The sequence below is a fragment of the Acidomonas methanolica genome, assembly GCF_004346035.1.
Lineage (GTDB): Bacteria > Pseudomonadota > Alphaproteobacteria > Acetobacterales > Acetobacteraceae > Acidomonas > Acidomonas methanolica.
This window is the reverse complement of sequence record NZ_SLZN01000051.1, coordinates 1-9,800: the sequence shown is the minus strand read 5'-3', so window position 1 is coordinate 9,800 and position 9,800 is coordinate 1. Positions and strand designations below refer to the sequence as shown.

Sequence of the window (9,800 nt, the reverse complement as noted above, 5' to 3'; positions counted from 1 at the left end):
ATCCCGAACTCGGCCGTCAAATGCCCCAGCGCCCATGATACTCTGCCTCAAGGCACGGAAAAGTCGGTCGCCGCCAGATCAATCAGTCCAGCCTGTATACTCCTCACCACCCACGCGGGGTGGAGCAGCCCGGTAGCTCGTCAGGCTCATAACCTGAAGGCCGCAGGTTCAAATCCTGCCCCCGCAACCACCGATTCCCACATTGATGTTTTCGCAATTCCTTTCAAGGACTTGCTCGATTTTGTGTCCTTCTGATTCACGAATCTGAGCAGCGTTCCAAGCTCGCCATAGAGCGTCGCGAAGATCTCGCCGCGCTTATCGCCGGGTGAGAGGACAATCTTCTCGACCAAGGCGCGAACAGCTTCGGACGCCTCGGCCCGGTCTTCTGGCTGGTTCAGGCTCTCGGTCACACGCTCCACCTTCTTCTTGAACAGCGCCGCGACATTCGGGTGGATGTCCAGAACGTCCTCCAGTTCAGAGGAGAGTAGGGCGTCCAGTTCAACCTTGCGCTCTCGTAGCACTTGCATCCTTTCCTTTATCTCAGGCTCGAACATCCCGTTTTCGATCGCGGTCAGAATACCGGCGATGCCTTTCTCGACTTTCGCCAGTTCAGCCTTCCAGCCAGCACTGCTGGCGCGGCGCTCATGGTTCAGGCGGTTCGTCTCCTCGGCATATGCCTTCATGGCTTCGGCGGCGGCTTCGGGCGTCATTAGCTTGTGCTTGAGGCCGGCCAGCACGCGCTCCTCAAGATCAGGGCGCAGGATCGTCGCCTTGTTATGGCAGGAGCGGTTGGCGATCCGGTTGGAGCATGCATAGCGGTCCTTCTCGCGGAGCGAGTAGGTACCGCCGCACACGCCGCAGAAGATCATCCCCGAGAACAGGGATTTGGGACGGCGCATGCCGTTCATCCGGTTCACGGCCGACGCTCTGACCGCCGTGATGACGTTGGCGTATTGCGCGGCGATCTTCGCCTGCCGGTCGCGGACCGCCTGCCAGAGTTCGTCATCGACGATGCGCAGTTCCGGTACGTCCGTTGTGATCCACTCCGATTCCGGGTTCATCCGCGAGACGCGCTTTCCGGTGCTGGGATCTTTCAGGTAGCGCAGCCGGTTCCAGACCAACCGTCCGATATAGAGTTCATTGTTGACGATACCCGTGCCGCGCTGGACGTGCCCCCGGATCGTGGTGTCGATCCACGGCTTACCATTGGGGCCGGGGATACTTTCGTCGTTGAGCGTGCGCGCGATCGCGCGGGGGCCGATGCCAGCCGCGAAGTCCTTGAAGATGCGGCGAACGACATTGGCCTCGTTGGGATCGATCTCCCGGTCGCCCCGGATCAACTCGCCCCGCGCGTCGAGCTTCTTGATGACCTTGTAGCCGTAGCACAGGCCACCACCGGACTTGCCGTCCTCGACCCGCCCGCGCAGGCCGCGATGGGTCTTGGCGGCCAGGTCTTTGAGGAACAGGGCATTCATCGTGCCTTTCAGGCCGACATGCAGTTCACTGATCTCGCCTTCCGAGAGCGTGACGATGGTGACGCCCGCGAATTTCAGGTGCTTGAACAGGGTGGCGACATCGGCCTGATCGCGTGAGATACGGTCCAGCGCCTCGGCCAGCACGATGGTGAATTCGCCGCGTTGCGCGTCCTGCAACAAGGTCTGGATACCGGGGCGCAGGATCATCGACGCGCCGGAGATGCCCGCATCCTTATAGGCACCGGCGATTTTCCATTTCTCGCGCTTCGCATGTTCCCGGCAGATGCGGAACTGGTCCTCGATCGAGGCGGCCCGCTGGTTGTCGGAGGAATAGCGGGCATAGAGCGCGGCACGAATCATGGCGGGACTCCAGGACGGTCTTTCGGTTTGGGAAGGCGAAAGAGCTTACCTCGGGTCCGCCCTCCGGGCGGTAGTCAATTCGACAGGGTGACGATCACGATTTTTGTCCGGGAACGGACGGGCGGCGGGTGCGCCGTCTGGCACGCTTCTGGCGCTCATAATCCTCGCGCGCCATCTGGCGACCGATCATGCGGGCCAGGCGCAGCACCGTGGCGTCCGTCAGATGTGGCGAGGCGTCGCCCTGATCCGGCAGGATGACGTTGATCCGTGCGATCTTGCCGGGTGTGCCCATGGTTCTTCTCCGGATGGTTTCGGAAACCATTGGGCAGGGTCATGAACCGTTGGAAAAGAACGAAATCGTCCGATGCGGCAATCGGCGGTGTTCGCGTAGGTAATCGGCTGGGTTGGGAAAGAGTGAGAATCCGACGTTGCCTGACGGGAGGTTCGGCGGGCCGGGAAAAAGGGATGTGGGAGCGTCCCATGTGGTTTTGGCGTGGGCGTGTCGGAGCAAGAGAGGAAAAGGGAAGGAAGGGATTTCGTGACGGGTTTGGAGGTTGGGAGAGAGTCTTCCGGCCGCCCGTCGCGGAGTTTTCCCATCATGGCAAGCGCCATTCAGAAAATCACGTTGAACGGGTCGCGTGATATCCCCTTCAACAAGCTCGCCCTGTCGCAGTCCAATGTGCGGCGCGTGAAGTCCGGCCTGTCGATCGAGGAACTGGCCGCCGATATCGAGCGGCGCGGGCTGCTCCAGAGCCTGAACGTCCGGCCGGTCGTCGATGACGCGGGCGTCGAGACCGGGATGTTCGAGGTGCCGGCAGGAGGGCGTCGGTTCCGGGCGCTCGAATTGCTGGTGAAGCAGAAGAAGCTTGCGAAGACTGCATCGGTCCCCTGCGTCGTGCAGGACGCCCATTCGGCGATCCCGGCGGAAGAGGACTCGCTCGCCGAGAATGTCCGGCGCGTGGACCTGCACCCGCTGGACCAGTTCCGGGCTTTCCGGGATCTGCTGGAGAAAGGCCAGACGGAAGAGGAGATCGCTGCGCGGTTCTTCGTCACGCCCGCCGTGGTGAAGCAGCGCCTGCGCCTGATGACGGTCTCGGAAAAGCTGCTGGCGCTTTACGAGGAAGACGGAATCCGACTGGACCAGCTCATGGCTTTTTCGATTTCCGACGATCACGAGCGTCAGGAGCAGGTTTGGGAGATTCTGTCGCAGAGTCACAATCGCGAGCCTTACCTGATCCGCCGGATGCTGACCGAAAAGACCGTCCGCGCCTCCGATCGACGGGCGCGCTTCGTCGGCATCGACGCCTATGTCGCGGCGGGCGGGCACGTCCTGCGCGACCTGTTCGAGACAGACGACGGCGGGTGGCTGAACGATCCCACGCTTCTCGACCGGCTGGTGATGGAGAAGCTGGCCGGAGCGGCGGAGGAGATCCGTAGCGAAGGCTGGAAATGGGTGGAAACGGCGTTGTCGTTCCCCTGGGGGCATACGCGGGATTTCGACGAGATCGACGAGATTCCGGTCGCTCTTTCGGAGAACAATGCAGCGCGGCTTGAAGCCCTGCGCGCGGAGCAGGAGACGATCGAGGCGGAATACGCGCAGGCCGACGAATTGCCCGATGAGGTCGATGCCCGACTGGGCGAGATCGAGGAGCAGATCGCGGCAATCGAGGAGCTCCTCGCGACTTATGATCCGATCGACATGGCCCGCGCTGGAGTGTTCGTCAGTCTTGGCAATGACGGCACGTTGGTGATCGAGCGGGGCTTCGTCCGGCCCGAGGACATGTCGGCGGAGCCGGAGGACGATGACACCAGAGGCGATGATGAGACAGGCGCCCATGACGCCGACGACGACGGTGACGGTACTGCCGGATATTCGGAAGGAGACGAACCTTCCGATGCCGAACCCGAAGAAGAAGACGGGCTGAAGCCGTTGTCCGATCGTCTGCTGACCGAATTGTCGGCCTGGCGGACGCTGGCCCTGCGGGATGCGTTTGCTGCCAGTCCCCATGTCGCGCTGACCGAATTCCTGCACACGCAGGTGCGCGATCTCTACTGGCAGGTCTCGGGAGCCGACTGCCTCGAAGCCTACGTTCGGGAAATCTCGCTATCGGTGCATTCTCCCGACATGCCGGGCAGTCTGCCGGCCCACGCCCTGCGTCAGCGCAATGAAGGCTGGAAGCACGATCTGCCGGAGGATGAGGACGCGCTATGGCGCTGGATCGACGGGTTGGACGACACCAGTCGCATGGCCCTGTTGGCGCATTGCCTGTCTTTCGGGATCAACGCGCTGCATGAATCGTCCCATGGTCCGTCTCTGGCACGGAGCGACAGGGAGCGGCTTGCGCGAGCAGGCCGTCTCGCCACTGCGCTCAGGCTCGATCTGGCCGAAGCAGGCTGGCAGCCGACGGTGGAGAACTATCTCGGGCGCGTGACCAAGGCGCGAATTCTCGAAGCCGTGCGCGAGGCGCGGGGCGCCGAGGCGGCGGATCGCATCGCTCATCTGAAGAAGGGCGACATGGCGCGGGAAGCCGAGCGCCTGCTCGAAGGCTCCGGCTGGCTGCCCGAAGCACTGCGGACGAAGGGGCTGCCGGTTCCGTCAGAAAGTGACGAAATACCGGACAGCCCTTCGGCGGTAGCGGCGGAATAGCCTCTTGCCGAAGGGACATGGTGGCTTCCGGTCTCCGGGAGCCGCTTTCCACGGCAGTGAAACGTGGGCGGGGGCGATTGAGGATGCGCGCCACCCACTCCTTATGCTATACACGTATATCAGGCACGGAGGGCCACCATCATGCTCGCGATCAGACTTCCCGAGGACATAGAGAAGCGGCTTGACGCCCTGGCCGCGGCAACGGGCCGGACCAAGACCTTCTACGCGCGCGAGGCGATCGTCCGGCATATCGACGAGATCGAGACCGAGGCGATGGCCGCGAAGGCGGCGGAGGAAGGGGACGACCCGTTCGGCGCCTTCTCCGAATGGGACGGCGCCGCCGACCGGAGGGCCTATGCCGGGCTTTGAGCAGGGCGACGTGGTGCGGGTGCCGTTTCCCTACACGGACAAGGCGACCCGTCAGCACCGGCCCGCGCTGGTCGTCTCGCATGGCGAACTCGGCGATGCGGCCCAGCCCCTCCTCTGGGTGGCGATGATCACCAGCGCCGATAATCGCCGCTGGCCCGACGATTACGCTGTCGTCGATCTGGTCATGGCCGGGTTGCCGGCCCCGTCCGTCGTGCGCCCGGCCAAGATCGCGACGATCGAGGCGCGGCACGCCGAACGGCTCGGAAAGCTGCCTCCGGCGGCGATGGCCGCAATCGCTGACACCCTTTCCCGCTATGCCGGCTGGAGACAATCCTGACGCATCGCAGGCGGCTTCCGGTTTTCGGGAGCCGCTTTTTTCGTGCTGGGCCGGCCGGGAAGAAAAGAGTGAGAGGGAGGCTTCGCCTCGGATGCCGACTATCCGGCATTAGAGGAGAGTTTCCATGTCCGCTTCCGTTCTTTCATCCGGCCGCGCCGGTTTCCGGATCGATCCGTCACGCGGGGGCCGCGATGCGCGCGTGTCGTCCGAGTGGTTCAGCCGCCCCGACGACGAGCGTTACCTGTCGCTGGCCGATCTGCACGCGGCCACGCTCGCCCGGGCAGACCGCGCTACCGCCCGCACGGTGGAAAGCCGGGCCATCCGCGTCGAGGCGTCGCGCGACAATGCCGAGCGCCTGACGCTGGCGGTGCCGGGGCAGGCCGAACAGGTCGCGCCGACCCACTGGTCGTTCGGCCAGTTGTGCAGCCTTGTCAGTGCGCCGTCGTCCTACCTGCGCGCCCTTCCAGCCCCGCTCGCCGCCATCAACCTCCAGCACGGCTTGCTGTCGCACCGCGCCGAACTGGTGAAAACGCTGGAGACCGAGAACGGTCGCGTGGAACTGCGCGCCGTGACCGGCCCGGATTACGGCCGCATCTGGGACCATGAGCTTGTCGGCGCCGTGCGCAGGATCGCAGGCGACGGCACGGGCGACACCAACTGGAAAGTCCCCGGAGTCATCGACTGGGCAACGATGACCCATAATCCGCATGTGGACATCACAAAAGAAACGACCACGCTTTATGCGTCGGATCGCGACGTCTTCCTGTTCCTCGTGGACGACACCCATCCGATCGAGGCGGGGCGACTGCCCAACGGTGAACCCGATCTCTATTTCCGGGGATTCTATGCCTGGAACTCCGAAGTCGGAAGCAAGAGCCTCGGCATTGCGTCCTTTTACTTGCGCGGAGTGTGTCAAAACCGCATGTTGTGGGGCGTCGAGAATTTCGAACAGATCACGATCCGGCACAGCAAGTTTGCGGCGTCTCGGTTCGTGCATCAGGCGGCTCCAGCGTTGCGGAGCTTCGCCACGGCCAGCCCGGCCTCGTTCGTCTCCGGCATTCAGGCATCGCGTCAGGCACTCGTTGCGAAAACTGATGACGATCGGGAAACCTTCCTGCGTCGGCGGGGATTCTCGAAGACGGAGACGGGAAAAATCATCGAGACGGTGCTGCACGAGGAGGGGCGCAAACCATCGAGCGTGTTCGATTTCGTGCAAGGGATCACGGCGCTCGCCCGCACGAAAACCAACCAGGACGTCCGCCTCGACATGGAGGAAAAGGCCCGCAGGCTGATGGAGAAGGTGGCATGAACGACACTCCCCGACGGGACGCGGGCGACCTGGCCCGTCGCCTGGCGGAGAACGCGGAGGCGGTGTGCCGGCGGTATCTCTCCGCTGGTCGCCGTCACGGCAATTACTGGCTGGTCGGCGACGTGCGCAACACGCCCGGCCGGTCACTCTTCGTCAGGCTCCGCGACACCGCCAATGGCAGGGCCGGGAAATGGGTGGACGCCGCTTCATCCGAACACGGCGACCTGCTCGACGTCATCCGTGAAAGCCTCGGCCTTGCCGAATTCCGCGACGTGGCGGACGAGGCGCGCGCCTTCCTCAGCCTGCCGCGTCCCGATCCGGTGTCGGCAGGGCGGGATCGTCCGGTTCACGAGCGCGGTTCTGCCGGGTCGTCCGAGGCGGCGCGTCGGCTCTGGGCCATGTCCGGGCCGATTGAAGGCACTATTGCTGCCGCCTATCTCCGGCATCGCGATCTGACGGACCTCTCTGGCCTCTCCGCCCTGCGCTTCCACCCGCGCGGCTACGTCCGTCCGGACGAGGACTGCCCTCCCGAAATCTGGCCCGCGATGATCGCCGCCGTCACCGATCTCGACGGGAACGTGACCGGCGTGCATCGCACCTTCCTGGCCCCGGACGGGCGGGGCAAAGCCCCGATCGAGCATCCCCGGCGCGCACTGGGCGAACTGCGCGGCAACGCCGTGCGCTTCGGTGTCGCGTCGGACGTGCTGGCTGCCGGCGAGGGGATCGAGACGGTCCTGTCGCTGCGTCAGGGTCTGCCCGATCTGCCGCTGGCCGCGTGCCTGTCCTCCACGCATCTCGCGGCGCTGATCTTCCCGCCGCTGCTGCGCCGCCTCTACGTCCTGCGCGATGACGATCCGGCCGGCGATCATGCGGTGGCGACGCTCGACGCGAGAGCCAGCGAAGCCGGGATCGAACTGATCGCGCTGTCGCCGCGGCTGGGCGATTTTAACGACGACCTCCGCGCCTTCGGACGTGGGGCGCTGCGGGCGATCCTGCGGCCCCAGCTTGCCCCGTCGGACGTGGCGCGGTTCCTGGAAGCCGGAACCACGTGAGCGGGCCGGGAAGGAGGGGGCGGGCGGGGTCTTCCGTGTCCGGCGGGGAATCCCGTGCCCTCCCGTCCGGCGGGTCCGCGCCCCGGCCTTCAAGGGGGCGATCGGCCCACAAGCGGTCCGGCCCTTCAATGGCGGGGTCCGGCTATTTTCCGCCGCGCGGGCAAGCCCGCGCTTTGCATCGCGAGGCAAAATAGCCGGACCTGCGCCATCCTCCGCTTCGCTTCGGCCCGTCGCGGTGCGTCGGGTTCCGGGCCGTCCCGCCCGTGGGCTTCGACGCCCGCAAGGCCGCGAGGGGCGCGGCCGGACGACAGGAGAACCGGGCCATGACCCGCACCGACGACACCTTTGAGCCGCTGCACGCCGAATCTTCCACCGCCCGCGTGCTGGCCGAAATCCAGATGTATGGCTACCGTCCGTTCGAGGACGAGCCGGACCCGAGGCCGCTGCCCGAGGCTGACCGTATCGGCGGCGCGGTGGCCGATATCTTCGACGCGATCGCTGCGACGCTGACGGAAACACGGCTCGAACCCGATCTCGAAGAGCTTCTCTGGTCGGCCGTCAACGTCTTCCATCGCATGGTCAACCGGATCGAGACGGAACTCGACCGCAACGAGCAGGCGCAGAAGCGCGGGCAGCAGGAGCAGGACGGCAGCGAGATCCGCTCGGTGGAACTGGAGCGGCTGATCGCGGAGGGGCTGACCCTGATCGAGCGGAGGAACGCCTACGAACTCTTCCGCGGCGAGGCGAAGGAGCAGTTCGAACGCCTGACCATGAGCGCCTGGCGGCCGAAGACCGGCTCGCTGGTCTCGCGCCGCACGATGACGGCCTCGATGATCGACAGTCGCGACTTCCTCAATGCCCGCCGCAAAGCCGAAGGCGAGTTGCTGGTGCCCCCCGGCCCCAAGGTGGTCGTCACCGGCGGCCTGGACTTCAACGATCACATGCTGATCTGGGACCGGCTGGACAAGGTGCGGGCCAAGCATCCCGACATGGTTCTGCTTCACGGAGGCTCGCCCAAGGGCGCGGAGTTCATTGCCTCGCGTTGGGCCGACCACCGGCAGATCGTCCAGATCGCCTTCAAGCCGGACTGGACGCGCCACAAGAAGGCCGCACCCTTCCGCCGTAACGATGCCATGCTCGACACCATGCCGATCGGCGTCCTGCATTTTCCCGGCAGCGGCATCAACGCCAACCTCGCCGACAAGGCCAGGCGTCTTGGCATCCCGGTCTGGAGGTTCGGCGGTGCGTGAGCACCGTCAGACCGTCAGGATTGCCCGTAACGGCGATCCGCGCGGTGGGACGGTTAGATCATGTTTTCGGTGATCGGGGCGGGCGCGGTCGGGATCACCGCTTTTGTCCGCTTTACCGGCATGGCCCCGTCCGAACCGGCCGACGGGATCATCGCGCGGGTCTGACGGCCTGTGCGGCGGTTGATGGCGCGCTTCGATCGGGTGCCCATCCATCGTTGCTTGTCATCGAGAGGCTGGGAGCGACGGGCAGCGAAGCACGGACAGGACACGCTGACCCGGATATGCTCCGCCTGTTAAAGCAACCGGCCTGGCGCTCTGATCTTCCACCACACGATTACAATCGGGAAAGCGGGGCCTGTCCGGCAGGGTGCGTCTTGGATAGGACCAGTTCGGTGGGCCGGCAGGGAGGAAGGACGACGCCGTTGTTTCGGTTGCCGCCGGATATCGTTTGTTGCGCGGGTCGCCATGGTCTCCGCGATATGCGCTCTGTCTGGCCGCGCACTCATGCTGCCTCTCAAGATGGCTGATCTAGCCGGAGGCCGGCTGCGCCTCGATCGGCTATGGCGCAACGGCGGCCCATAATTTTCTTCCCCTGCGCTGGCGCGCATTCCTCGCGAGCCAAGAAAATTCCGTCCCGCCGTCCTCCGCTGCGCTTCGGCCCTGAAGGGTGCGCCGCCGCTCGCCTCCGTCTGTCCGATCGCCATCGAGGCCGCAATGGTGCGGGCTCGATAACAGAGATCACGGAGTAGCATCATGGCCACCATCGGCACCTTCAAGAAAGTCGGCAACGGGTATAACGGCGAGATCGTCACCCTCTCGCTCCAGACTCCGAACGTCCGCATCTCTCCGGAGCCCGCGCGCGCGAACGAGAACGCCCCCAGCCACCGCGTCTTCGTCGGTAGGGTTGATTATGTGGAGTCCGGGATTATGCGGAGCGGGTGATCCGGGATGGCGGTTTTCTGCGGGTTTGGTCTGGTTTCTGCTCCGCATAATATCGGGGT

The 9,800-nt window shown here is 64.9% G+C and carries 8 protein-coding genes, 1 tRNA gene and 1 pseudogene; 8 read left to right on the top strand and 2 right to left on the bottom strand.

Annotated elements, in window-relative coordinates; all coding sequences use genetic code 11:
* Window positions 1-113 precede the first annotated feature (113 nt).
* Window positions 114-190, top strand: a tRNA-Met gene (locus tag EDC31_RS16540).
* Here EDC31_RS16540 and EDC31_RS16535 read toward each other — a convergent pair.
* Both EDC31_RS16535 and EDC31_RS16530 read right to left on the bottom strand, forming a co-directional pair.
* Window positions 147-1,835 carry a recombinase family protein gene (locus EDC31_RS16535; RefSeq protein WP_081797563.1) on the bottom strand — a complete coding sequence of 563 codons (1,689 nt, stop codon included), beginning with the start codon at window positions 1,833-1,835 and terminating at the stop codon, window positions 147-149. The two genes, EDC31_RS16540 and EDC31_RS16535, sit on opposite strands and share 44 nt — an antisense overlap.
* A gap of 94 nt (window positions 1,836-1,929) precedes the next feature.
* Complete coding sequence (locus tag EDC31_RS16530) at window positions 1,930-2,127, bottom strand: hypothetical protein (protein WP_042058446.1); 198 nt, start codon at window positions 2,125-2,127, stop codon at window positions 1,930-1,932.
* A 306-nt stretch (window positions 2,128-2,433) separates the two neighbouring features.
* On the opposite strand from EDC31_RS16530, the gene EDC31_RS16525 reads away from it, so the two are divergent.
* From EDC31_RS16525 to EDC31_RS16490, 7 genes and pseudogenes are all read left to right on the top strand, one after another.
* A complete protein-coding gene (locus EDC31_RS16525; protein ID WP_042058448.1) occupies window positions 2,434-4,482 on the top strand; it encodes a ParB/RepB/Spo0J family partition protein in 2,049 nt (682 codons plus the stop codon).
* Window positions 4,483-4,623: 141 nt separating this feature from the next.
* Window positions 4,624-4,851 (top strand): type II toxin-antitoxin system RelB family antitoxin, encoded by a 228-nt coding sequence (relB, locus tag EDC31_RS16520; RefSeq protein WP_042058451.1) that lies wholly within the window; start codon window positions 4,624-4,626, stop codon window positions 4,849-4,851.
* Window positions 4,838-5,188, top strand: coding sequence for a type II toxin-antitoxin system PemK/MazF family toxin (locus EDC31_RS16515; RefSeq protein ID WP_042058454.1), 351 nt, complete (start codon window positions 4,838-4,840; stop codon window positions 5,186-5,188). Before relB ends, EDC31_RS16515 begins: the two co-directional genes overlap by 14 nt.
* A 124-nt stretch (window positions 5,189-5,312) precedes the next feature.
* Window positions 5,313-6,497 carry a DUF932 domain-containing protein gene (locus tag EDC31_RS16510; RefSeq protein WP_132127178.1) on the top strand — a complete coding sequence of 395 codons (1,185 nt, stop codon included), beginning with the start codon at window positions 5,313-5,315 and terminating at the stop codon, window positions 6,495-6,497.
* Window positions 6,494-7,549: a DUF7146 domain-containing protein gene (locus EDC31_RS16505; RefSeq protein ID WP_042062150.1), complete on the top strand. Its 1,056-nt coding sequence runs from the start codon at window positions 6,494-6,496 to the stop codon at window positions 7,547-7,549. Before EDC31_RS16510 ends, EDC31_RS16505 begins: the two co-directional genes overlap by 4 nt.
* 323 nt (window positions 7,550-7,872) lie before the next feature.
* The gene (locus EDC31_RS16500; protein ID WP_042062152.1) at window positions 7,873-8,799 is read left to right on the top strand and encodes a DUF2493 domain-containing protein; all 927 of its coding nucleotides are present in this window, start codon (window positions 7,873-7,875) and stop codon (window positions 8,797-8,799) included.
* 753 nt (window positions 8,800-9,552) lie between these two features.
* A pseudogene (locus EDC31_RS16490) lies at window positions 9,553-9,708 on the top strand (DUF736 family protein); the annotation flags it as partial.
* Window positions 9,709-9,800 lie beyond the last annotated feature (92 nt).

Coding starts and splice junctions, on each gene's coding strand:
- EDC31_RS16530 (WP_042058446.1), bottom strand. CDS start 2,127: ATGGGCACACCCGGCAAGATCGCACGGATCAACGTCATCCTGCCGGAT.
- EDC31_RS16505 (WP_042062150.1), top strand. CDS start 6,494: ATGAACGACACTCCCCGACGGGACGCGGGCGACCTGGCCCGTCGCCTG.
- EDC31_RS16525 (WP_042058448.1), top strand. CDS start 2,434: ATGGCAAGCGCCATTCAGAAAATCACGTTGAACGGGTCGCGTGATATC.
- EDC31_RS16500 (WP_042062152.1), top strand. CDS start 7,873: ATGACCCGCACCGACGACACCTTTGAGCCGCTGCACGCCGAATCTTCC.
- EDC31_RS16515 (WP_042058454.1), top strand. CDS start 4,838: ATGCCGGGCTTTGAGCAGGGCGACGTGGTGCGGGTGCCGTTTCCCTAC.
- EDC31_RS16510 (WP_132127178.1), top strand. CDS start 5,313: ATGTCCGCTTCCGTTCTTTCATCCGGCCGCGCCGGTTTCCGGATCGAT.
- relB (WP_042058451.1), top strand. CDS start 4,624: ATGCTCGCGATCAGACTTCCCGAGGACATAGAGAAGCGGCTTGACGCC.
- EDC31_RS16535 (WP_081797563.1), bottom strand. CDS start 1,835: ATGATTCGTGCCGCGCTCTATGCCCGCTATTCCTCCGACAACCAGCGG.